Origin of the sequence: Marinobacter shunpengi, from assembly GCF_045449695.1 — a bacterium.
In the GTDB taxonomy this organism is placed as follows: Bacteria; Pseudomonadota; Gammaproteobacteria; order Pseudomonadales; family Oleiphilaceae; genus Marinobacter.
In genome coordinates this window covers 16,156-38,071 of sequence record NZ_JBJJKZ010000013.1, presented here as the reverse complement: position 1 = coordinate 38,071, position 21,916 = coordinate 16,156, and the positions used below count along the sequence as shown (strand labels likewise).

General features: G+C 61.1%; 19 protein-coding genes. 5 read left to right on the top strand and 14 right to left on the bottom strand.

The genetic code is table 11. The features are described from left to right. Positions 1–232 precede the first annotated feature (232 nt). Entirely contained in the window at positions 233–637 is a 405-nt protein-coding gene (locus tag ACJO2E_RS09435; protein ID WP_406963632.1) for a PilZ domain-containing protein, read from the top strand. A 243-nt stretch (positions 638–880) separates the two neighbouring features. Next, positions 881–2,254 (top strand): sodium:solute symporter family transporter, encoded by a 1,374-nt coding sequence (locus tag ACJO2E_RS09430; protein ID WP_406963631.1) that lies wholly within the window; start codon positions 881–883, stop codon positions 2,252–2,254. Here the strand turns inward: ACJO2E_RS09430 and ACJO2E_RS09425 are convergent. From ACJO2E_RS09425 to ACJO2E_RS09400, 6 genes are all read right to left on the bottom strand, one after another. Continuing rightward, positions 2,251–3,984, bottom strand: a complete 1,734-nt coding sequence (locus ACJO2E_RS09425) for an AMP-binding protein (RefSeq protein ID WP_406963630.1) — start codon at positions 3,982–3,984, stop codon at positions 2,251–2,253. The two genes, ACJO2E_RS09430 and ACJO2E_RS09425, sit on opposite strands and share 4 nt — an antisense overlap. Before the next feature lie 57 nt (positions 3,985–4,041). Next, positions 4,042–4,833, bottom strand: coding sequence for an enoyl-CoA hydratase-related protein (locus tag ACJO2E_RS09420; protein ID WP_406963629.1), 792 nt, complete (start codon positions 4,831–4,833; stop codon positions 4,042–4,044). 46 nt (positions 4,834–4,879) lie between these two features. After that, positions 4,880–5,626 (bottom strand): GntR family transcriptional regulator, encoded by a 747-nt coding sequence (locus ACJO2E_RS09415; RefSeq protein ID WP_406963628.1) that lies wholly within the window; start codon positions 5,624–5,626, stop codon positions 4,880–4,882. Positions 5,627–5,802: 176 nt separating this feature from the next. Beyond that, positions 5,803–6,999, bottom strand: coding sequence for an acyl-CoA dehydrogenase family protein (locus tag ACJO2E_RS09410; RefSeq protein WP_406963627.1), 1,197 nt, complete (start codon positions 6,997–6,999; stop codon positions 5,803–5,805). 9 nt (positions 7,000–7,008) lie between these two features. Beyond that, complete coding sequence (locus ACJO2E_RS09405) at positions 7,009–8,148, bottom strand: acyl-CoA dehydrogenase family protein (RefSeq protein WP_406963626.1); 1,140 nt, start codon at positions 8,146–8,148, stop codon at positions 7,009–7,011. A gap of 11 nt (positions 8,149–8,159) precedes the next feature. Then, the gene (locus ACJO2E_RS09400; protein WP_406963625.1) at positions 8,160–8,930 is read right to left on the bottom strand and encodes a VOC family protein; all 771 of its coding nucleotides are present in this window, start codon (positions 8,928–8,930) and stop codon (positions 8,160–8,162) included. Positions 8,931–9,224: 294 nt separating this feature from the next. Here ACJO2E_RS09400 and ACJO2E_RS09395 point away from each other — a divergent pair, with 294 nt between their 5' ends. After that, positions 9,225–10,373 carry a C4-dicarboxylate TRAP transporter substrate-binding protein gene (locus tag ACJO2E_RS09395; protein ID WP_406963624.1) on the top strand — a complete coding sequence of 383 codons (1,149 nt, stop codon included), beginning with the start codon at positions 9,225–9,227 and terminating at the stop codon, positions 10,371–10,373. Between the two features lie 74 nt (positions 10,374–10,447). Here ACJO2E_RS09395 and ACJO2E_RS09390 read toward each other — a convergent pair whose 3' ends face one another. From ACJO2E_RS09390 to ACJO2E_RS09375, 4 genes are all read right to left on the bottom strand, one after another. Next, positions 10,448–11,617 carry an acyl-CoA dehydrogenase family protein gene (locus ACJO2E_RS09390; protein ID WP_406963623.1) on the bottom strand — a complete coding sequence of 390 codons (1,170 nt, stop codon included), beginning with the start codon at positions 11,615–11,617 and terminating at the stop codon, positions 10,448–10,450. Further along, positions 11,614–12,798, bottom strand: a complete 1,185-nt coding sequence (locus ACJO2E_RS09385) for an acyl-CoA dehydrogenase family protein (protein ID WP_406963622.1) — start codon at positions 12,796–12,798, stop codon at positions 11,614–11,616. Before ACJO2E_RS09385 ends, ACJO2E_RS09390 begins: the two co-directional genes overlap by 4 nt. 77 nt (positions 12,799–12,875) lie before the next feature. Further along, on the bottom strand, positions 12,876–13,700 hold the full coding sequence (locus tag ACJO2E_RS09380; protein ID WP_406963621.1) for an enoyl-CoA hydratase: 825 nt from the start codon (positions 13,698–13,700) through the stop codon (positions 12,876–12,878). A gap of 55 nt (positions 13,701–13,755) precedes the next feature. After that, a complete protein-coding gene (locus ACJO2E_RS09375; protein ID WP_406963620.1) occupies positions 13,756–14,550 on the bottom strand; it encodes an enoyl-CoA hydratase in 795 nt (264 codons plus the stop codon). A 251-nt stretch (positions 14,551–14,801) separates the two neighbouring features. On the opposite strand from ACJO2E_RS09375, the gene ACJO2E_RS09370 reads away from it, so the two are divergent. Both ACJO2E_RS09370 and ACJO2E_RS09365 read left to right on the top strand, forming a co-directional pair. Continuing rightward, on the top strand, positions 14,802–15,497 hold the full coding sequence (locus ACJO2E_RS09370; RefSeq protein WP_406963619.1) for a GntR family transcriptional regulator: 696 nt from the start codon (positions 14,802–14,804) through the stop codon (positions 15,495–15,497). A gap of 39 nt (positions 15,498–15,536) precedes the next feature. After that, the gene (locus tag ACJO2E_RS09365) at positions 15,537–16,613 is read left to right on the top strand and encodes a phosphotransferase family protein (protein ID WP_406963618.1); all 1,077 of its coding nucleotides are present in this window, start codon (positions 15,537–15,539) and stop codon (positions 16,611–16,613) included. A gap of 27 nt (positions 16,614–16,640) precedes the next feature. Here ACJO2E_RS09365 and ACJO2E_RS09360 read toward each other — a convergent pair whose 3' ends face one another. From ACJO2E_RS09360 to ACJO2E_RS09345, 4 genes are read right to left on the bottom strand one after another with little or no spacing between them, the layout of a single operon-like run. After that, positions 16,641–18,296: an AMP-binding protein gene (locus tag ACJO2E_RS09360; RefSeq protein ID WP_406963617.1), complete on the bottom strand. Its 1,656-nt coding sequence runs from the start codon at positions 18,294–18,296 to the stop codon at positions 16,641–16,643. A 7-nt stretch (positions 18,297–18,303) separates the two neighbouring features. Beyond that, on the bottom strand, positions 18,304–19,950 hold the full coding sequence (locus ACJO2E_RS09355) for an AMP-binding protein (protein WP_406963616.1): 1,647 nt from the start codon (positions 19,948–19,950) through the stop codon (positions 18,304–18,306). Positions 19,951–19,985: 35 nt separating this feature from the next. Next, the gene (locus ACJO2E_RS09350; RefSeq protein WP_406963615.1) at positions 19,986–20,876 is read right to left on the bottom strand and encodes an ABC transporter permease; all 891 of its coding nucleotides are present in this window, start codon (positions 20,874–20,876) and stop codon (positions 19,986–19,988) included. After that, the gene (locus ACJO2E_RS09345; protein ID WP_406963614.1) at positions 20,873–21,808 is read right to left on the bottom strand and encodes an ABC transporter permease; all 936 of its coding nucleotides are present in this window, start codon (positions 21,806–21,808) and stop codon (positions 20,873–20,875) included. Before ACJO2E_RS09345 ends, ACJO2E_RS09350 begins: the two co-directional genes overlap by 4 nt. Between the last annotated feature and the right edge of the window lie 108 nt (positions 21,809–21,916).

Sequence of the window (21,916 nt, the reverse complement as noted above, 5' to 3'; positions counted from 1 at the left end):
GGCCCCGTTCTTCAAAAAAGGACGCGGGCCGCTTATCCGTGACTCAGAAAGGTTACACCTGCGCTTTCCTGTCCTGCCCCGGGGGTGCCGTCATAGATGTCCTGCAGAACGCCACCGGGCCAATCAATCATTTGACACTCTTTTACGGTTCACACCAATCTGCGCATTGCAACTGTCAATTATTGTGACATGATTCACATTACGTTTTCAGGCATCCAAAAGGAAGTGAACGATGCGTCCACCACAAAGGGACTATCTCCGTCCTGACCTTATCAGTGTCGAGGAACATTCAGATCTGCGCCGATCCCTCCGGATATCACCCGCAGGACTGCATGCCGAAGTTGCCTTTGAATCCTCTCCCCAGCCGAGGGAATGTCACTGCCTTAACATCAGCCACCACGGTATTGCCCTGCTCTGCGACCTGACGGACGTGATTCCGGGGGAAAGGGCCCTCCTGACTCTCTGGAACCGCGCCACTATGCTCAGGGACGTGCCGGGAACGGTCATTCGTGTCGAAGTCGCCCGGCAGTTTACCAGGCTTGCCGTCAGCTTTGATGAACAGTTCGTGGCCAATCCCGCGCTAAAGGCCCTGACCCGACCTTATTTCCCGGAACTGTTGAAGTCCGGCAATGGGTAGTGGGTCGGACGGGCTCTGGCCGGTTTCGTTTGCCTGTGTCCTGGCTGTGGCCTTACAGTGCCCATCTGTGGCTAACCGAACCCACTGAAAACATCACAAACCCATAATCCAGTCGACAGGGGAGTCCTGACCGTAGCGGTCGGGACTGAGAGTGTCCCAGTGTCCCGTCAGCGAATGCATCAGACGGAATACCAGACAGACCCTGGAACCTGATCCGGATCATTCCGGCGGAGGAAGCGCGACATGATGATGACCCACCTGGCCGCCATTGTGGCGGCACTGTGCCTTTTCGGCTGGCTGGGGCTGCGTGCCCGTAAAACCGCTAACGGCCTTGACGACTACATGACCGCCCGCAACAGTCAGGGCGCCACCACCATCGGCCTCTCTTTCCTGGCCTCCGGCATGGGTGCCTGGATACTGTTTGCACCGCCGGAGGTGGGCGCGTTTGTCGGCCCGGTCGCCCTTGCCGGCTATGCCCTCGGCGCGGCACTGCCGTTTATCGTCTTCGCCATGCTCGGCCCGCTGATCCGCAGGCAACTGCCCCAGGGGCGCAGTATCAGCGAGTTTGCGGAGAAACGGTTCGGTAAAGGCATACGCCGGTGGGTATCGCTGATTTCCGTGCTCTATATGCTCTGCTTCCTGGCGGCGGAGTTGACAGCCATTGGTGCGATTACCGGGCTGCTCTCGGACCTGAACGGCCAGATCGTGATCATTGCCGTGGCGCTGACCACCCTGATCTACACCACTTGGGGCGGGTTACGGGCCAGCCTCGCCACCGACCGCTGGCAGGCGTTGCTGCTGATGGCCTTGCTGGCCGCGGTCCTGTTTGTGGACTGGAAACACCTGCCCGCCGCGGCGCAGTCTGCCGAGCTCCCCGGCATTCCCTTCTGGAGCGCGGTCAGTGTGGCCGTTACGTTGGTGCTTGCGGTGACCGCAGCCAACCTTTTCCACCAGGGATACTGGCAGCGGGTGTGGGCCGCGCGGGACAGCGCATCGCTCTGGAAGGGGGCGATCCTCGGAGGGGGAACCACCATTGTGGTGGTCGCGGTGGTGGGCGGCCTTGGCATCAGTGCTGCCATGGCGGGGCTTGAACTGGGCACACCGCCGATCCCGTTCTTTGCACTGCTCAGTGAGGCGCCACAATGGCTGGGAGCGGTCGCCCTGGTGCTGGCCGTTACGCTGGTCGCTTCGTCGGTGGACACCCTGCAGAATGGCATCGCCTCCCTCGCGGTGGCCGAGAAAGAGGGGTTGACGCTGGCCTCCGCCCGCTGGGTGACGGTGGCCCTGATGGTGCCGGTGATTGCCGTGGCGTTGCAGGGTGTTTCGGTTCTGCGGCTGTTCCTGATCGCCGATCTGCTGTGCGCGACGGCCATTATCCCGATCCTGATGGGGCTGTGGTCCCGGGTAACGACGAGTGCGGCGATGGGCGGTGTGCTGGCGGGCCTGGTCGGTGCGATCCTGCCCGACTGGATCATGACCGGTAGCCTCTCCGAGGCTCTCTTTATCGCCAGCTTTCCTGGAGGAGCGCCGACGCTGGCGCCGTTTGCCGGCGCGTTGCTGGCGTCGGGGGGCGTCACGCTGGTATGGACCGCTGTGCACGGTCGCTCTGGGGACTAGTGTCCCCGGGGCACATCGAGCTCCTCAAGAATGCTTTTCTTCAACAGGTACTTCTGAACCTTGTTGGTCGGCGTGATGGGGAGCGCCTCAATAAACCGGACATACGCGGGCTGCATGTATTTCGGCATCTGTTTTTCGGCATAGGCACGGAGTTCAGGCTCGGACATGTCCTGATCGTCGGAAAGTTCCACGAACACCGCAATATCGTCTTCACTGCCGACCCGGGCAGGTACGGGAACAGCCGCCACCGCCCGGATTTTCGGGTGGGTGTTGAGCACACTTTCCACCTCGAACGACGAAACGTTTTCGCCCCGCACCCGGAAGTACCCGCCAATTCGATCAACAAACCGATAGGTGCCATCCGCGTCCCGGACGCCGGCATCGCCGGTGTGGAACCAGAGGTTGCGCCAGGCTTTCAGCGTGGCGTCCGGCTTGTTCAGGTACTGCTGCATGATGCCACCCGGGGTACGGGGGCGGAAGGCGATCTGCCCCACCTCTCCCACAGGCAGCGGATTGTCATTGTCATCCATGATGGCAACTTCAAGAAACGGATTTGCCAGGCCCATGAATCCTTTCGGTATGAGCCCGGTGCCTTCCACCACCATGCCACCGAGATACTCGATGCGTTCGCGCAGTGCCTGCTTGGGCATGCCCCGATACAGCTCCGGCGGCGTGCCATGCTCATCGCCAAACTGGTCAATGATCGCCAGGAAGCCACACCCCGACTCCGTTTGCCCGAAGCCGCAGCTGACAAAATCGAATCCGAACCGACGGGCGACCTCATGATGGCTCGCCGCCAGCGGCTGCATGTGGACCTTATAGAGTGTGTTGGCACGGTCATCCGGTCGGGCCGGCGCCCCCATGAGCCAGGGCACCATCACATCCATCAGTATGCAGGACGTGGCTCCACAACTGGCGATCCGGTTCCAGAAGTCGTTGGGACTGAAGCGGTTCCAGAGACCGACGGTGTTGCCCTTCCACAGGGCCCGGATCAGCAGTGCGTAGACGCCGCCCACATGGTAAAGCGGCAAATCGCAGTAAAGTACCTCGTCATCCCCGTCCATGTTGCGCAGGGGGAAGGAATACTGATTGATCCAGCGATGCCCCAATACTACGCCCTTGGCGGGCCCCGTGGTGCCGGAGGTGTAGATAATGGTGGCCGGATCGTGGGGATCCAGCGGGACATCGGGGATCGCGGTCCCGTTCTCCAGTAGCCGGGAGAGCGGATGGCAGGCGGTGCGCTTCCATGCCACGCCCAGGTCTTCATTGCCCGGGCTCTGCGAGCCGTAACCCTCCGGGAAGACGACGATATGGTCCAGATCCAGCCCATCTCCGATCTCGGAAAGCGGCTCTTCGAAAGACGGATCCGTGATCAGCACAGCCGGCCCCGTGTCGTTGATCTGGTAGCTCAGCAGCTGCCCGCGAAGATTGAAGTTATGGGGGGCGTACAGTGCACCGAGCCGCCACGCAGCGAACATCGAAATCGTCGCCACCAGCGAGTTGCTGCTGAGCACGCTGACGCGGTCGCCCTTCGCCACACCCAATGAAGCCAGGCCGGCCGCCAGGGCATCGCTTCTCTGCCGGACCTCCGCAAAGCTCAGGCCAAGGCCGGTCTCGCCATAGTAAATGAACGTTTTATCCGGCGTCTCGCCAGCCCATTCGTCGAGTTTATGAAGGGCAATGTCCCCTTCTTCGAGCAGGTGTTCGAAAAGATCGGATCTTTCCATCATCTTATTGTCTCCAATCCTGAGTCATGAATGCCCCGGACGAACGGGCCTCAGGGAACGTCAGACGCCGATGAATCCCGGTGATCGTCGCTCCCGGAAGGCCATGCTGGCTTCCCGGTGATCCGAGGTCAGTGTGCACAAGACATGGTTCTCAGCCTCGATATCCAGCGTCTCACTGATTGAAGCCTGCTCGGCCATGTTCACATTCTGCTTGATACACCCAAAGGACGTGGTCGGACCGTTGGCGAGCCCCATGGCAAGCTCAAACGCCTTTGATTCCAGGTCGCTGGAAGGGACAACGTAGCTCACCAGCCCCATATTGAGCCCTTCCCGGGCATCAAGGCACGGTGACATCAACAGCAGCTCCCGCGCCTTGGCACTGCCCAGCAACCGGGTCAGGAAGTAGACACCGCCGTAGCCACCGGAGAGACCGAACCGGGCAAAACCGGTGGTAAGGCGGGTCGACTCCGCCGCAATCCGGATATCGGATGCCAGCGCCAGAGCCAGCCCCGGGCCGCTGACCTTGCCATGCAGGGCCGAAACCACCGGAATGGGAATGTCGTGGATGATCCGGGATACTTCCATCAGTCTGCGCAGGGAAGATACCCGATGGGAGAAGTCAAAGGCCCACTCGTATTCGTCGGCCATTGCCTCGATGTCCGGGCCGATACAGAAGTGCTCGCCCGCCCCGCGGATCAGGATGGCCCGCACCCGCTCGTCGCTCCGGGCATGGGATACGGCCTCCAGCAACGCTTCGGCAAGCGCCATGTTGAGCGCGTTTCTCTGCGCTGGCCGGTTAAGGGTGAGAGTGAGAAGCCCCCTGGTGAGTGATGACTGTAGAATGCAGCCCATATCTGGCCCCTTCTTGTTCTGGTTTACTCATGGAGTTGAGCCAATCTCAGCCGGAGTGGCTGTCGTGCATAATCCGGCTTGGATCTACTTCCTGGCCACGTAACTTCCTGATGATTCGCATCCCTTCATCCCGGGATGCAAACACGATTTCCCGCAGTAACCACTCCGCCCGTTCATCCTGACCGGCGGAGATCGCCTCCAGAAGTGCCCGTGAGTTCAACGCCATCTGCTGACGACGCTCCCGGGTCAGGTAATCCAGCGGCTGGCTTCCCCATAACACGCCCCAGAGGGAGTGTTTGAACAGGTCCCGCATCATCCGGCGCAGGTGTTCATTGCCACAGTTGGCGGCAACGATGCTGAGCAGTCGCCAGCATGGGGTCACGAAGACGATCGGCTCCACGTCCTGCTGTTCCGCCAGTTTCTCCAGTTCCCCGATAACTTCCGCCAGGTAGCCTATGGCCTCCGGTGTCCCGCAGCGGGCCATGTAGCGTGCCGCCAGCCCGGCCATCGCAGCCTGGACATTGAAGACATCCGCAATGGTGTTGATGGTCGGCTCAATGACATAAGCGCCCCTGCGCGGCAGTATCTCTAGCAAACCCCGCCGTTCGAGCTCCTGGATCGCGTCCCTTATCGGCCCCCGGCTCACGCCGTAGTAGGAGGCCAGCTCCTGTTCCCGGAGGGGACAACCATCCTTGAACTCACCGTCGACGATGCGCCTGGCTATCTGATCGGCAATCTGCTGTGGAACGGTTTTTGTGAGGTTACTGCGCCCTTCAAGTGCCACGTTGTTCATCAAGTCCCCTGTTCTGAAGCGCGATGGTGGTTATCAAATGCTCAGTCTAGACCAGCATCACGCTTAGTCAACAGTTAATTGTTAACAATTTTAAAGGAAAAAAAACGGCCTCCCCATGGCGATCTCGGATGACCATTGGCAATGGCTACATTGCCAGGCCATACCGCCTGACGGGTTTACAGTTCGAGCATGTGTTTCGCGATGATATTACGCTGAATCTCGTTGGAACCGCCGTAGATCGACATGCTGCGCCGCCACAGATAGTTATTGGCCGCCGTCGCGGCATGGGCCGGCCCCACCGGTTCTTCCGCGCCCTCGTCCCGGAGGTACCCGGGCTGGAACGGCAGGGCGTAGTGCCCGACGGCCTGGGACGTCAGTTCGCTGATCCGTTGGGCGATCTCGGTCCCCCGAATCTTCAGCAATGACGCCACCGGCCCGGGCGCTTGCCCCGACGCCACCTGGGACAGCACCCGCAACGCCGTCACCTCCAGGGCCTGGAGTTGCGCTTCCACGCCGATCACCCGGGCATGGAACAGGGGATCATCAAGCAATGGCCGCTCATCCGAGCGCTCCTGGCTCGCAATGGCCTTCAGTCGTCGCATGGCGGCCTTGGTTACGCCAATGGCGGCGTTGTCCACCCGCTCATGTTCCAGCAGGAACTTGGCGTACGACCACCCTTTGTCCTGCTCACCAATGAGGTTTTCCTTGGGCACTTTGACGTTATCCAGGAACACCGTGTTGAAGGAGTGCGTGCCTTCCATCATCAGGATGGGCTGCACTTCGATGCCCGGGCTGTTCATGTCGATCAGCAGGAAGGAAATGCCTTCCTGGGGCCGGCCATCGCCACGGGTACGGACCAGGCAGAACATCCAGTCCGCGTAATGGGCGTAGGAAGTCCAGATCTTCTGCCCGTTGACCAGGTAATGATCCCCATGGTCCTCGGCCTGGGTACTCAACGAAGCCAGGTCAGATCCGGACTGTGGTTCCGAGTAACCCTGACACCACCACACCGTGGAGTCGCGAATACCCGGCAGGAACCGGTCCTTCTGCTCTTCCGTGCCAAAGGTATAGATGACCGGGCCCGCCATACGGGGCCCGAAGGGCTGGATGATCGGGCAGTCCATCTCTGCGGAGATCACCTCGAACAGGTAACTCTGGATGACATTCCAGCCCGGCCCACCGTATTCCTCCGGCCAGTTGAAGGTGTGCCACCCTTTCTGTCCCAGGATCTGCTGCCAGCGCATATAGTCGTCCCGGGACAGGTGCTGATCACGCCTCACCTTGCGGGCGATATCCTCGGGCAGATGCGCCCGGATGAATTCACGTACCTCGTCGGCGAACGCCTGTTGTTCCTGATTCAACCTGAATTCCATGCTCGTTCCTCACTTCTGGTGATCGCATTGCGCAATGCGATGCAGGTGCCAGTCGCTGTCGCCAAAAGTGGCGTTGATGGCGGTCAGTCGCTTGAAGTAATGGCCTACGGACAGCTCGTCCGTCACCCCCATGGCGCCATGAAGCTGGACAGCCTCCTGCGCCACGTGGCGGGCGGTGCGGGCAATCTCGACCTTGGTCAGCGAAAGCGCCCGTTTGCGGGCAACAGGATCCGGCTCCTCCATCATCATGGCGCCATAAAGCGCGATGGATCTTGTCTCCTCCTGGGCAATGAACATATCCACCATGCGGTGTTGCAGGGCCTGATTGGCGCCAAGGGGTTTACCGAACTGCCTGCGATTGCGCAGATACTCCAGGGTGGCCTGACAAAGTGCGGATACGGCGCCCACGGCTTCAGACGCCACACAGGCTATGGCCAGATCCAGCATGTACTCGATTTCGGGCAACGCCTCGCCCCGGACGCCCAACAGGGCACTGGCCGGCAGTCGCACACCGTTGAAGTGCATATCCACGGCGCCCAGGCCATCATTGGTCTGATAATCCCGCCGCTCGATACCTGGTAACTCCCTGTCCACCAGCACCAGACTGAGCCCGTCCGGCGATTTCTGATCGCCACCGCTGCGGGCCACCACAACGGTCATGTCCGCATGCTGACCGCCCAGAACCAGGGATTTACCCCCCTCCAGAACCATGCCATCGTCCTGAACCTCAAGACGGGTCGCACAGTCGTCCAGTTGATATCGCGCCTGGGGCTCGGTGAACGCCACCGCCATTTGCAGCTGCCCCTCGGCAAGCGGTGTCAGATACCGGGCTTTCTGTTCATCGGTTCCCGCCCTGGCAATCAGGGCTGACGCCAGCACGGTCGGCAAATACGGTTCAAGCGCCAGGGCCTGTCCCAGCCCTTCCATGACAATCGCGGTGTCCGCAACCGAGCCTCCGATACCGCCATCCTCTTCCGGTAACGAAATCGTCAACCAGCCCAGTTCAGCCATCTGCTGCCACAACTCCCGGGAGCAACCACGGCCTTCGGCCAGCCGCTTCTGCCGGTCGGGAAAGGCATAGTGCCGGCGCACGAAACGCTCGACGCTTTCACGGAGCATCTGCTGCTCCTCGCTGTAGTTCAGATCCATTACACGCCCCTTCAGTCACCCGTTCCAAGATAGAACCGCACACCGCCCACCAGGACACCCCCGTCGACCAGCGGCAGGTCGTTCCGGCGGCAACGTTCCCTCACCACCTCCGCATCGGGAACCAGGAGATCGATGCCTCCCAGCCCCTCCCCGCGACCATCCCGAGCCCGGACGAATCGCAGGCGGGCATTATCAAGCTCGATACTGAAACCGGATTCGCCGGCCACAACCGGCCTCTCCAGGATGTTTCCCCACCGATTGGCCAACGCTTCAGGCTCATCACTCTGGAGTTCGGCGCCCACCACTGCAGTGACAACATCGGTGCAAACGTGGGACTGCCAGTCCGGGCCGGCGGGGTGGTAAGCGCCCTCAAGGGGGCCGCCCTCACCAGTCTGATTGATTTCCAGCAACGCTCCGCCGGTGTCCCTGGGGTGCAGTTGCAGGCCACGGTACTCATCCACCTCCAGGGTGGCCGCGATACGGACACCAAGCGTGTTCATGCGGGCTTCCCATTGCCGGATCTCGTCCGTGTCGTGAATCACCATGTAGCCACCATCCCCATTGCGGCGCTGGAGGTACCGCCCCGCGGCGGTCCCCTCTTCCACCGGCGCCACCACCTCAATGAATGAATGCCCGATCGGCAGCAGCGCATTTTCCAGACCAAACTGCCCAACGCCTGGATCACGATGGCACACCTCGATACCAAAGACCGACCGCAGGTCTTCAACGACTGGCTCAAGTTTCCCGGCCACCAGGCACAGTTGACGCAGTCTCAGGAACATCGCTTCTTCTCCTCTTCTCATGGATCCCGGGCCCGCCGGCGGCACGGTGGACAGCACCACTCGGTGCCAGCCCTTCCCAGCACCTGGCGTTGTCGGGGTCATGTCGTTTAATTTTATTTTTTATAAAATATATACTATACCTTATAGCATTCTTGACAAACTTGTCCAAGAACAATCCGGGTTGGATATCGACCAACGACTTGCCATAACAACAATCATCAGCCCCACACAGAAGACGCGTTCCGGTGACGCCCGTCACCAGAACCCTCATGGGGCCTGAAGGGAGGACGAACAATGCACAGGTCCAGCTTTCACGCGGCACTGGCCGCCACCATTTTCATCGGTACGGGCACGACGGCCATGGCGGAACAGATCCGCTATGCCGTCGGCGCCCCGCCAACGGCGCCTCAGGTCCAGGCGATTGAGAAGTACGCGGCGGCTGTCGAGGACAACACCAATGGCGAGCTCAGCATGAAGATCTATGCCCTCTCCCTGCTCAGCTTCGCGGAGATGTCAGATGGTATCCGGGACGGCATGGCCGATGCCGGCTGGGTGCTGACGCCATACCATTCAACGGAATACCCGCACACCAATTTCGTGGCCGAAAGTTCCATGATGCTGGAACCCTTATCCGGTCAATCGGAAGGCAAGGAGGGATGGGCGTTCGGGGGCGCGCTGACAGAATATATCCTCCAGGACTGTCCACGGTGCCTGGAGGAATTCGCTGATCAGAACCAGGTACCGACGGCGATTGTTGGTGGCACCTGGTACGGCCTGATCTGCACGTCACCCGTGAAATCCCTGGCGGATCTGGACGGAGCGCGCATCCGGACCGGTGCGGCAAACCAGGCCCGGTGGGCTGAAGCCCTGAATGCCGTCCCCGTACAGATGTCCGCCAATGAAATGCATGAGGCCCTGGACCGGAACGTTGTTGACTGCTCCACCCTGGCCGTCTCGGACATACAGAATTACGGCGTCGAAGAGACCGTCACGGATATCACCCCCGCCGTTCCCGGTGGCCTGTTCCCCTCTTCAGTCTTCCAGTACAACCGTGACAGGTGGAGCAGCTTCTCCACCGGGCAACGCGAGGCCCTGTTAAGAGCCGCGGCGATCGGCGCTGCCGCCATTCTGACCCGGTACAGAAGCGACCTGAAAGAGGCCCAGAGCCTCATGGCGGAACTTGGTGCCTCCTTCCACCAGGCAGACGACGAGGTCCTGGAGGCGACCGATGCCTTTATCGAGCAGGACATCAAGGACGCGGCCGATGTCTACGCACAGGAGCAAGGCAATGAAAACGGGGAACAGATACTCAGCGATTTCCGGCAGCGGTTGAGTAAATGGCGGGGGCTGGTTCAGGACGTTGAAAGCGAGGAAGCCCTGGCGGAGCTCTACTGGAAGGAGATCTTCTCCAGAGTCGACCCGGAAACCTACGGAGTGAAATAGCGAGGGTGCCACCGAAGGGAGCCGGGTTACCGCCCGCTCCCTTCGGTGCTACAGACTATTGATGTTGCGGGGGTTCAGTACAGAGCCGCCACCAGGTCATAGTCCACCGGACGTGCCGAACGGTACCGCTCAAGATGCTGCCGCGCATCGCCCCACGCCAGATCAAGGGCGGTCACCTTCCGGAAGTAGTGACTGATGGGTGCCTCATCTGTTACGCCAATACCGCCATGCAGTTGCACCGCCTCGCTGACAAGGTAACGGGCACACCCAAGGATTTTGCTCCGAATACCTGAAATAAAGGTGCCGCGCTCGCCCTGGGGCAGGCGGTCCATTCCGGACGACAGCAACTGGAGCATGGCCCGGGAATACTCAAGCTCGATGGCCATATTCGCCAGACGGTGCTGTATCGCCTGGAAAGACGCTATCGCCTGACCGAACTGTTTTCGGGTCTGGGTATAGTCCACGGTCAGCTCAAGGGCGGCACTCATCGCACCAACGGCTTCTGCACAGGTTAACGCAGCGGCCTGGTCCAGCCCGGCCCGCACCATGGCCAGCCCGTCCCCGGCGTTGCCGACAAGCGACTCACAGCCAACGTCCACCTCGTTGAAGCGGATATCCGCAGCCCTCTGACCATCCAGGGTCTGGTACCCAACCGATTCAATACCGGCCGTTTCCTTTGGAACCAGAAAGACGGATGGCCCGTCTTCCGTCGCGACCGACACAAGCAATGTCTCGGCCATCGGAGCGGCCAGTACTGTCGACTTTCGACCGCTCAGCCTCCAGCCCCCACCGGTTTTCGAGGCACGGACATGGACCGGTGAGGGATCAAAGCGCTGATCCGGTTCCGTCCAGGCCAGCGCCAGCAACTGCTCGCCACTCATCAGCCCGGCAAACACGTCGGCAAATCTTTCGCGCTCGCCGGAGGCCGCCAGCACAGCACCGGGCGCCAGCACACCGCTGACCAGTGGTTCGACCACAAGCCCGTGGCCAAACTGCTCGAGAATCAGGAAGGGCTCCTTCCCGGATTGGGCATAGCCCTGCCAGCCCTCGGGAAAGCACGCACCGATCAGCCCCAGATCCGCCACCTGACGCCAGAACTCCCGATTCATGGACTGACGCTCTCTAACCGTCCGGCGATAGTGCTCGAAGGGGTATTCCCTGGAGACAAAGCGTTCAACACTTGCCTGCAGCTGGGACTCGTCCTCTGTAAGCGTCAGACCTGAGGTATCCGTAGCGTCATTCATAGGTTCAGCCCCCGCTTGGCAATAATGTTGTACTGGATCTCGTTGGTCCCGCCGTAGATGGAGACGGCCCGACGGATCAGGTACTGGGACATGGCCCCCGGAGACAGATCGAGGCCATAACCACCCGACTCATGCGCCCCGGAGCCAAACAGCGGCAGGGCATGGGGGCCCAGCGCTTCAACCCAGAGGGAGGAGATCCGTTGCTGGAGTTCCGCCCCGCGCGCCTTGATCATGGACGCGGCCGCATTGGGGTCGATGCGGTAGGCGCCTTCGATAATGCGATACATCATCATTTCATGGGCGGCGAGATCGATCTCCGTCCGGGCCACCTCCAGGTCCAGCACCGTGTCGTGCGTCAGGTCATCACCCTGTTCCCTGAGCTGGCCAAGCAGCTCTCGAAGGCGCCTCAGATCCCGTTTGGACTGGGGAAGATAGGCGCTGGCGGTGCGTTCGTTCGCCAGCAGGAACTTGGAATAACGCCACCCCTGATTCTCCTCGCCAACCAGGTTCTCGACCGGAACCTTAACGTCTTCCAGAAAGACCTCATTCACATAGTGGGACATGTCCTGGGTGATGATCGGCCGCACGGTAACGCCCGGGCTGTTCATATCGATCAGCAGCATGCTGATGCCGCCCTGGTTGCTGCCGCTGCTATCGGTCCTGACCAGGCAGAACATCATATCCGCGTACTGGGCTTCACTGGTCCAGATTTTCTGGCCATTGACCACGTAATGCTCGCCGTCCGATATGGCCGTGGTTCGCAGCGAGGCCAGGTCAGAGCCCGAATTCGGTTCCGAATACCCCTGGCACCAGAACTGGGACCCATCCAGAATGGCCGGCAGATACCGCGCCTTCTGTTCTTCACTGCCAAAGGTGTAAATGACCGGCCCAATCAGATGCAGCCCGAAAGGACTCAGGCCCGGAGCCTCGGCATTGGCCATCTCAATCTCGAATACCATTCGCTTGAGTGGCGACCACCCCGCGCCTCCGTATTCCCGGGGCCAGCCCGGGGCGGACCAGCCACGCTCATGCAGGATGGCTGCCCACCGCCGCATGTCTTCCTTCGTCGGATGAAAGCCCTGCCTGGTACGCTCTTTCATATCATCGGGAAGCTTTTCCGCAACGAACTCGCGGATCTCCTCCCTGAACGGCTGGAATTCAGATAAAAAACTGTCGGGCATGAAGCCTCCGTTCTCTTCTTGTTCTCTCTTTTTTGTTCCCGAGCCTGGTTTCCTGTGGCGACAGGCACATCAGATGCCTAGCGCCCTGAGAACCTCGGTTCCCTTTTTTCCAGGAAATGCGCAACACCTTCCTTGAAATCCTCGCAGGAGAACGACTTCACCATTTCCCGGTCCGCCATCTCCCAGGAGTCGGAAAGGTCCTGGAACAGTGAGTCGAAGACCTGCCGCTTCATGACCCGGATAGATCTCGGAGAGGACTCGGTCACCAACTGTGCCGCCCAGCTCTGCACTTTCTCCAGGAAGCCCTCTTCCGGTAGCTTCCGGACCAGTCCCATCTGTTCCGCTTCAGTGGCGTCAACGGAACGCCCCGAGTAGAGCAGGTCCAACGCATTCATGGGGCCCACCAGACGCGGCAGCATCCAGGCAATGCCATGCTCCGCCACCAGTCCGCGCCGGGAGAAGGCGGTGGTCAGCTTGGTATGGTCCGCCATGAACCGCATATCGCAGAACAATGTCATGCACAGCCCCATGCCGGCGCAGGGGCCGTTAATGGCCGCCACAACAGGTTTGGTGACCCGAAGCAGATAGCTGAACCGCTGCTGGTAGTTCCTTTCGACCGGGTCGCTGTCGGCATTGCCAGGAGAGGAATCCGACGGGTGGTCCGCGTCATTACCCCGGGTCATGGCGGAGCTCAGCAGGTTCATGTCGGCGCCCGCACAGAAGCCACGCCCTTCCCCGGTAATGATGATGATCCGGATCTCTTCATTGGCGTCGGCGGTCTCCACGGCGGTTCGCACTTCCGCTTCCATGGTTGTGGTCCAGGCGTTCAGCTTGTCGGGACGGTTCAGGGCGATGGTTGCCACATGACGATCCTGACGGTAGTTAATCTCTTCAAAGTTCATCGTGCATTTCCTTCAAAAGCGGGAAAACGGGGAGGGAACATCGGACGCAGCCGGCCTACCGGTTACGAAACACCGGCGTTCGCTTCTCTACGAAGGCACTGGCCGCCTCATGATGGTCGTCGGTCTCGCCGCAACGTATGTGGCGAATCGCTTCATGGTCCAGCAGCTGCGCGAGCGTCGCACCCTGCTCGACAAAGTTGAGGTTGGCCTTGATGTGCCCCTGGGTGATACCAGGACCTTCAGCAAGCCTGGTGGCCAGCCTGTTGGTTTCCGCCTGGAGCTCGTCATCCGGCACCACACGGTTGACCAAACCCAGCTCCTTCGCCTCGTCCGCCTTGATGACAGGAGAGAGCAGCGCGAATTCCCGGGCCCGGTGGCCAAGGCGATGGACCAGGAAATAGGTACTTCCGAAATCTCCGGAGAGGGCGACATTGATGAACGCTGACGTCATCTTGAGCGTATCGGAGGCAATGATCAGGTCGCAGGCCAGGGCCAGGGACAGGCCGGCGCCGGCAACCGCCCCCCGGGTCATCGCGATGGTGGGCTTGGGCATTTCGTACAGCAACCTGGCGCTTTCCATACCCAGCCTCAGTTGCTGGGCTCTCACTTCAAGAGATGCCGGTTCAACGTCCTCCTCCGCCATCGACTGGACATCACCGCCCGCACAGAAGCCCCGGCCCGCCCCGAGCAGAACCACGACCCGGACCTCTTCGTTGACCGAAGCCCTTTCAAGCGATGTGCGTAACCTGCTGATCATGGTGGTGGTCAGTGCATTGAGTTTCTCGGGGCGATTCAGCGTAATCCAGAGGATGCCATTCTCGAGATGTTCGACGAGTTCATCCGTGGCCATAACGGTCTACCTTTTATTGTGATTGATATGAAGATTCAGGGTCAGTCCCGGGGTTTCCGATGACAAGGGACACGACGGTCGCTGTGCGCGGCGGCAGCATTTATTCTTCATTTTTTATAAAATATATAATATATTGTGTCAAGGTAACCGCTTTATAAATATCAGGGGCGCTCGTATAGTTAGCGATTGGCCAGAAAGGCAGTACCCGGAAACTGGCGAATAATCCCTGGAGCTAGGAGCTGACTGGAACCATGTTTATCAATAATGAGGAAGGCGTCAGATCAGAAAGCCTGACTCTGCAGGCATACCGGTATTTCCGCCATGCGCTTATGAGCGGTCGGTTCAGGCCGGGCGACAAAATAAAGCTCAAGGAAATCGCGGATGACCTGGGCATCAGTCAGACGCCTGTCCGGGAAGCGCTTGGCCGTCTGGTATCGGAACAGATTCTCTCCCAGGTGGACCGTCGCTCTGTCCAGGTCCCCCGCCTGTCACCGGAACGCTACACCGAAATAAGGGATCTCTGCTGGACCCTGGAAGGGCAGGCCGCCAGCCGCGCGGCAACGCTGGCGTCCGCATCGGACGTCCAGCAGCTCAAGGCGTTGCACGAGCAGTACCGTCAGGCCTGCGAAGCCGACGACCAGGCCAGGGCGACGGTGGCCAACGCCAACCTCCACCTGTTCCTGTGCGAGCTGGCTGATATGCCCATGCTCTCGCGGATCGTCCGCAACCTGTGGCTGCAGTCCGGGCCGCTCATGAACGCCATTGCCGGTGAATCATCCATCACCGCAGGGGCGCCCCATCCCCATCTTGACGTTATCCGGGGCCTGGAAAACCATGACCCGGAGCTCGCAAAACAAGGCATCCAGGCGGACATTATTGCCCTTTCCGATCCGATCATCAGAGGCCTGGGCGGACAGCCATCCGCCGAGGAACTCGCCGTGCAGTAACGACCGGGCATAATGCAGTGCCCCGATTCAGGAGCGTCAATGAACCATCAGCACAACGATTCATCACCCGTCATTGTTGATCCGCTTCCGGCACACCGGATCGACGCCGGAGCACTTGCCGACTGGCTGCGGCGGGAAGCGCCTGAAGTGGGGGCCGGTCTGACAGTGCAGCAGTTCCAGGGCGGGATGTCGAACCCGACCTACCTGCTCACCAATGCCACGGGAACCCGCTACGTTCTGCGGAAAAAACCTCCCGGAGACCTGCTGCCCAAGGCCCATGCCGTCGATCGCGAATACCGGGTCATGCAGACCCTCGGCGATACCGATGTACCAGTGCCCGGGATGGTGGCCTATTGCGACGACCCCGACGTCATCGGGGCGGAGTTTTTTGTGATGCGCCATGTTGAAGGCCGGATCATCCCGTCCGACGATATGGGCTCGGCCTCACTGGATGAGCGGGCCGCCCTGTCGCGCTCACTGATCGACACGCTGGCGTCGTTGCACCGGGTGGACTGGCACCAGGCCGGTCTGGCCTCCTACGGCCGCCCCGAGGGTTACCTGGCCCGCCAGACTTCCCGCTGGTCTTCCCAGTACGAAGCGGCCAAAAGCGATCTGCCGGCAGACTTTGATTACTCGGAAATGGACTGGCTGCGGGACTGGCTGATGGATCACAGCCAGGTTCCCGATGAGAGCGCGATCGTGCACGGGGACTACCGGATCGGAAACACCATCGTTCACCCCGAGAAGCCGGAAGTCGTCGCCGTTCTCGACTGGGAACTGTCAACCATTGGCCATCCCATCGCCGACCTTGCCTACCTGTGCCTGCATTATCACCTGCCCGGCGATTTGGGCGGCACCGCTGACCGGCCCCGGTCGGGGCTGCCAACGGAAGAGGAAATGCTTGCCCGTTACTGCGAAAAGACCGGACGCCCGGGGATTCCTGACTGGACGGTATTCCTTGCCTTCGCGTTCTTCCGGGGGGCCGCCATCGGCCAGGGTGTGGCCGCCCGGGCGGCCCGGGGCAATGTCAGCACCGGAAGTGCGGACCCTACAACCGTTGGTGCCCGGGCCCGTCGGCTGGCAGAGACGGGCGCCCGCATCGCACACGGCCTTTAACAGGTTCCGGCGGGGCCCGCTGCCATCTCAGTCCTTCAGTAACCGCCGCAACACCTTGCCCGCCCCGGTGGCGGGCAGGGAATCCCGGAACTCAATCATCCGTGGGTACTTGTAGGCGGCCATGTTGTCCCTGGCCCAGTCGATCAGTTCCTGTTCCGTGATGCCATCGGCATGATCCGGATGGGGCACCACCACAAGTTTCACGGTTTCACCCCGTTTTTCATCGGGCACGCCGATGGCCGCGCACTGGCTAATGGCCGGATGACGCAGCATCAGCGCTTCCACATCCTCCGGGAACACGCTGTAGCCGGAGCACTTGATCATCTCCTTGATGCGACCGGTAAAGAACAGGTAGCCGTCCTCATCGAAATAGCCCACGTCACCGGTGTGCACCCAGCCGTCCCGCAGGGTTTCCGCGGTGGCGTCCGGGCGCTTCCAGTAGCCCTTGAACACACCCTGGTTGCGAATGGCGATCTGACCACTCTCGCCGTCAGGCAAGGGCTCACCGGTTTCGATATTCAGGATGCGGATCTCGTTCTCCGGCATGGGAATGCCGCAACTGCCCCACTTGATCCTTTCCTTGGGCATGAAGGTGTCCGAGGTGTGGGTCTCACTGAGGCCGAAGGCGGCCTCGTGGATCTGGCAGCCGGTCAGGGCTTTCCATTCCTCCGCCAGTTGTTCCGTGACCGGTATGCCGAAGCTGGTGGCGGGGTTGTTGCGGATGCAGCGCAGATCCCGCTGCTCGATGCCCGGCATATCCAGGATCGCCCTCAGCATGGGGGCAATGCTGTACCACATGTCACAGCGGTACCTCTCAAACGCCCGTACCACCGACTCGGGATCAAACCGGGGCAGGATAACCGTGGTCCGTTGCGCGTACACCGGCATGTAGACGCCCGAGTTCATTCCGGCAATATGGCAGAAGGGGGCGATGGCCAGCGAGCTGCCGTCGGGCTCAATCTGATTGGCCATCATGGAGGCCGCCGTCTTGTAGAGCGAGCTTCCGAAGGAGAGCATGGCGCCCTTGGGACGACCGGTGGTGCCGGAGGTGAACGTCATCAGGGAGATATCGTTCCACAGGTCAACCGGCTCGGCCTCCGCCAGCGGCTGGTAGCGTTCCAGGATCGATGACAGGTCCACCACTGCGCCCTCAACGGGATACCGCTCCCGCAGGAAGTCCGGTACGTCCAGAGTCGGCTCGTCCGGCAGGTAATCGGCGTAGGCCGCCGAGACCACAATCTCCAGCCCGGGTACGTTGGGCTGCACCCGCTGTACCGTCGCCAGCAGGTCCTCACCCACAATCACCGCACGGGTTTCGGCGTTGCTGAGCTGGTACTCCACTTCCGCATCCTTGTACTGCGGGTTCAGCGGCGACACGATGGCCCCGAGCATCTGAACCGCGTAGTGGGCCATGGGATACTGGGGGCAGTTCTGCAGATAGAGCCCTACCCGGTCGCCCTTGCCCACGCCCTGCTCCTTCAGGAAGGCCGCCAGCCTGCGGACGGATTGCCCCAGTTCCCGCCAGGTCACATCCCGCCCATAGAAAATATAGGCCGGCCGATCCGGAATCCGGCGCTCGTTATCAAACAGGTACTCGTGGATGGGCTTCTCGCCGGCACGATAATCCACCTTCCGGGGCAGTCCGGGAGGCCAGTAACCAGTGTGTGTTGATGCGTGGTTCATGAGTTCCTCATTCATCTTTCAGCAAGCGGCGAAGCACCTTGCCGGCGCCGGTGGCGGGCAGCGAATCCCGGAACTCAACGTAACGGGGGTACTTATAGGCCGCCATGTTGTCCTTCGCCCAGTCGATAATGTCCTGTTCACTTACCCTGCCGTCATAGTCCGGTTTGAGGACCACGAAGAGCTTGACGCTCTCGCCCCGGTTTTCGTCCGGCACCCCGACGGCGGCAGACTGGGCAACAGCGGGGTGGTTCAGCATCAGTGCCTCCACATCTTCCGGGAACACGCTGTAGCCGGAGCACTTGATCATCTCCTTGATGCGGCCGGTGAAGAACAGGTAGCCGTCCTCATCGAAATAACCCACATCGCCGGTATATACCCAGCCGTTGCGCAGGGTCTGGTCGGTGGCTTCCGGCCGCTGCCAGTACCCCTTGAAGACATGGGCGTTGCCGACGACGATCTCGCCGGTCTGGCCGGTGGGCTGCTGTTCACCGGTTTCCAGATTGATGATGCGGATGTCGTTGCCCGGCATGGGCTTCCCGCAGCTTCCCCAGTGAATGGCCTCCCGGGGCATGTAGGTGTCCATGGTGTGGGTTTCACTCAGGCCATAGGAGGCTTCGTGCATCTGGCAACCGGTCAGGGCCTTCCATTCCTCCGCCAGACTCTCGGTCACCGGAATGCCGAAGCTGGTGGCGGGGTTGAAACGCAAAGACTTCAGGTTCCGTTGGTCGATGCCGGGCAGACTTAGAATGGCCCGGTTCATGGGCGCGATGCTGTACCACATGTCCACCTGGTAGGTTTCGATGGCCTTGACCGTGGTTTCCGGGTCAAACCGGGGCAGGATCACCGTGGTCCAGCGACCGTAGACGCCCGCGTATACACCCAGGCACATGCCGGCAATGTGGCAGAACGGGGCAATGGCCAGGGAAGTACTCCCCAGTTCCAGCTCGTTGGCCTGGAACAGCGCCGCCGTCTTGAAGGTCGCCGCCCCCACCGGCAGCATGGCGCCCTTGGGGCGGCCGGTGGTGCCGGAGGTAAAGGTCATCAGGGCGATGTCGTTGTCGAAGTCCACCGGCTCCGGTTGGTCAATCGGCCGGGACTGGTTGATGGCCGTCACCAGGTCCACGGTTCCCTTGGGGGTGGCGGGGCCGCCAGCCATGTCCTCCGGCACTGGCAGCGTCGGCGACTGTGGCAGGTAATCGGCATAACGGGTGGTCATCACCAGGTCCAGCCTGCCGAGCCGGTCCCGCACGGCCTCCACCATGGGATAGAGGTCGGTACCGCAGATGACCGCCTTCGCTTCGGCGTTATCCAGCTGGTACTCCACCTCCGCCGCCTTGTACTGCGGGTTCAGCGGGGTGATCACGGCACCCAGCATCTGGATAGCGTAGTGGGCAATCACATATTGCGGGCAGTTCTGCAGGTAGAGCCCGACATGATCACCCTTGCCAATACCCTGCTCCCTGAGGAAACCCGCCAGTCGCCGGGTCGACTCCGCCAGTTCCCGCCAGCTGATTTCCCGGCCGTAGAAAATGTAGGCGGCCTGGTCCGGGGCCTCCTCGGCGTTGAGCAGCAGGTAGTCATGCATCGGCACCGGACCATGGCGATAGGTCACCTGTTCCGCCGCTTCTGGAAAATGTGCGTTGGAAAGCGTCATTCATTGCTCCTTGTTCTTATGCGTTTTCCCCGGGGTCAGAGGCCCTTCATGGTGGGGTCCAGGGCCACGCGCAGTGACTCGCCCAGGGTGTTGAACGTCAGGGCGGTGACCATGATCGCCAGGCCCGGGGCGTACATCTGCTCCGGTACAATCTCCATGTTCATATAGGCCCGGGCGAGCATCTGGCCCCAACTGGGGTCCGGGGGCTGCACGCCCAGCCCCAGGAAACTGAGGCTGGCCTCGGCGAGCAGGGCCACCGCCAACAGCAGGGTGCATTGCACGATCACCGGTTGGATGGCGTTCGGGGTCACGTGCCGGATCAGTATCCGGGAGACCGGGGCGCCGAAGCAGCGGGCGGCATCCACATAGAGCTCCTCCCGCACCACCAGCGTCCGGGCGCGTATCAGCCGAGCCAGATGGGGAGAGAACACGATACCGACAGAGATCATGGCGTTGGTCAGACCGATGCCCATGGCTCCGGTGACGGCAACCGCCAGCACGATGGCGGGGAACGACAGCAGGGTATCGATGATACGGCTGATGCCCGCATCAACCCAGCCACCCAGGAAACCGGCCAGCAGGCCCACGGGCACCCCGATCAGCAGGGCCACACCTACCGCCAGGAAGGCGGCGTAGACCGACTTCGAGGCACCGTGGATCAACCGGCTCAGCACGTCCCGGCCCAGGTCATCAGTGCCCAGCCAGTGGGCCATACTGGGTTCCAGCAGGATCTTGCTGTAGTCCTGCTCGGTCGGCGAATAGGGGGCGATCCAGGGCGCAAAAATGGCAATCGCGATGATCAGCAGCAGTACCACAAGGCTGGTCGCTCCGCGTTTGTCGCGTCGGCACCACTGGCCAAACTTGCGGAACAGCGAATCTTCCTCGACCACCATTTCAGGTGCGGAGGCATGTGCATGGCTAGTCATACCTGTTTAATCCTCGGATCCAGTACGGTGTAGAGCAGGTCAGTCAGCAGGTTTACCAGTATCACGGTCACCACCATGGCCAGCACGGCCCCCTGGACCACCGGGAAGTCCGATTCCAGCACGGCCTTGACGATGGTGTTCCCCATACCGGGAATGGCGAACACGGTTTCAACCACCACGGTGGCCGCCAGCGCCTTGTTGAACAGCAGGCTGATGACCGTCAGCAGGTTGACGCTGACGTTCTTGAGGCCGTGCTTCCACAGGATGACGGCGGGTGACAGCCCCTTGGCATGCAGGGTGCGGACATACTGGGAGCCGTGAATCTCCACCAGGGAACTCCTGAGCTGTCGGGTCACCTCGGCAACACCGTTGGTGCACAGGGCGATGGCCGGCAGGGTGGCGAACCAGATCGCCGACGACAGGCTCTCACTGGGCGCGGTAAAGCCGGTGGCCGGGAACCAGTTCCAGCCGAGGGCAAACACGGACACCAGCACCATACCCAGCCAGAAGTTGGGAACGGCCACGCCGAGGGAGGTGACGCCCATGATGGAGCCATCCAGCCGGGAGTTCGGCCGGCTTGAGGCGAGGATGCCCAGGGGCACCCCGACGACGACCGACAGAAGCACCCCGTAGACAACGATAAACAGGGTGTTCGGGAACACCCGGGCAATGGTATCAAGCACCGGCTCGCCACTGAGCAGGGATTCACCGAAATCCCCCTGCACCGCGTTCATTAGCCAGTTGCCATACTGCACAAGGAAGGGCTGATTCAGGCCATACAGCTCCCGGATTTCCTCGATCCGCTCCTCGCTGGCGTTCTCCCCGGCAATGGTGATGGCAATATCCCCGGGCACCAGTTGCAGCAGGGAAAACACCAGGAAGGTGGCAAGAATCATGATAGGAATCGCCTGCACCAGGCGATTCAGCAACATGAGCTGTTTACTCCGAGACATGGTAATCGGTCCGTTGTGGATGGTGACAGACACAGACACCGGCCAGGCAGGGCCCGCGACACCCGGTCACGAGACTCCCACCCTTCC

Coding starts and splice junctions, on each gene's coding strand:
- ACJO2E_RS09345 (WP_406963614.1), bottom strand. CDS start 21,808: ATGTTGCTGAATCGCCTGGTGCAGGCGATTCCTATCATGATTCTTGCC.
- ACJO2E_RS09365 (WP_406963618.1), top strand. CDS start 15,537: ATGAACCATCAGCACAACGATTCATCACCCGTCATTGTTGATCCGCTT.
- ACJO2E_RS09415 (WP_406963628.1), bottom strand. CDS start 5,626: ATGAACAACGTGGCACTTGAAGGGCGCAGTAACCTCACAAAAACCGTT.
- ACJO2E_RS09360 (WP_406963617.1), bottom strand. CDS start 18,296: ATGAACCACGCATCAACACACACTGGTTACTGGCCTCCCGGACTGCCC.
- ACJO2E_RS09430 (WP_406963631.1), top strand. CDS start 881: ATGATGATGACCCACCTGGCCGCCATTGTGGCGGCACTGTGCCTTTTC.
- ACJO2E_RS09385 (WP_406963622.1), bottom strand. CDS start 12,798: ATGCCCGACAGTTTTTTATCTGAATTCCAGCCGTTCAGGGAGGAGATC.
- ACJO2E_RS09400 (WP_406963625.1), bottom strand. CDS start 8,930: ATGTTCCTGAGACTGCGTCAACTGTGCCTGGTGGCCGGGAAACTTGAG.
- ACJO2E_RS09420 (WP_406963629.1), bottom strand. CDS start 4,833: ATGGGCTGCATTCTACAGTCATCACTCACCAGGGGGCTTCTCACTCTC.
- ACJO2E_RS09380 (WP_406963621.1), bottom strand. CDS start 13,700: ATGAACTTTGAAGAGATTAACTACCGTCAGGATCGTCATGTGGCAACC.
- ACJO2E_RS09390 (WP_406963623.1), bottom strand. CDS start 11,617: ATGAATGACGCTACGGATACCTCAGGTCTGACGCTTACAGAGGACGAG.
- ACJO2E_RS09395 (WP_406963624.1), top strand. CDS start 9,225: ATGCACAGGTCCAGCTTTCACGCGGCACTGGCCGCCACCATTTTCATC.
- ACJO2E_RS09375 (WP_406963620.1), bottom strand. CDS start 14,550: ATGGCCACGGATGAACTCGTCGAACATCTCGAGAATGGCATCCTCTGG.
- ACJO2E_RS09350 (WP_406963615.1), bottom strand. CDS start 20,876: ATGACTAGCCATGCACATGCCTCCGCACCTGAAATGGTGGTCGAGGAA.
- ACJO2E_RS09425 (WP_406963630.1), bottom strand. CDS start 3,984: ATGATGGAAAGATCCGATCTTTTCGAACACCTGCTCGAAGAAGGGGAC.
- ACJO2E_RS09410 (WP_406963627.1), bottom strand. CDS start 6,999: ATGGAATTCAGGTTGAATCAGGAACAACAGGCGTTCGCCGACGAGGTA.
- ACJO2E_RS09355 (WP_406963616.1), bottom strand. CDS start 19,950: ATGACGCTTTCCAACGCACATTTTCCAGAAGCGGCGGAACAGGTGACC.
- ACJO2E_RS09405 (WP_406963626.1), bottom strand. CDS start 8,148: ATGGATCTGAACTACAGCGAGGAGCAGCAGATGCTCCGTGAAAGCGTC.
- ACJO2E_RS09370 (WP_406963619.1), top strand. CDS start 14,802: ATGTTTATCAATAATGAGGAAGGCGTCAGATCAGAAAGCCTGACTCTG.
- ACJO2E_RS09435 (WP_406963632.1), top strand. CDS start 233: ATGCGTCCACCACAAAGGGACTATCTCCGTCCTGACCTTATCAGTGTC.